The organism is Bradyrhizobium sp. Kon58, from assembly GCF_055807455.1.
Genome location: NZ_JBVVOT010000319.1, coordinates 1 through 303, shown reverse-complemented (window position 1 = coordinate 303; position 303 = coordinate 1). Strand labels below are relative to the sequence as shown.

The window sequence follows — 303 nt, the reverse complement described above, 5'->3', positions numbered from 1 at the left end:
CTTTCATCGTCTTCGACGATGCCGCGATTGATGACGCGATCGAAGGCTTGATGGTCGCGAAGTTCCGAAACGGCGGCCAGACCTGTGTGTGCCCCAATCGCATTTATGTGCAGGACGGCGTTTACGATGAATTCGTAGACAAGCTGACTGCACGTGTTGCAGCGCTGGTCGTTGGCCCTGCGACCAACCCGGCCTCGCAGATTGGCCCGATGATCAATGCCAAGGCCATCGAAAAGATCGAAAGTCACGTGGCGGATGCCGTCAGTCGCGGCGCGCGCGTGGCGACCGGTGGTAAACGCATCC

Annotated in this window: 1 protein-coding gene; it reads left to right on the top strand. The window is 59.1% G+C overall.

Features of this window, described 5'->3' with window-relative positions; all coding sequences use genetic code 11:
• A partial coding sequence (locus tag AC0L20_RS40615; protein ID WP_473295763.1) for an aldehyde dehydrogenase family protein occupies nt 1-303 on the top strand: 303 nt, incomplete at both ends.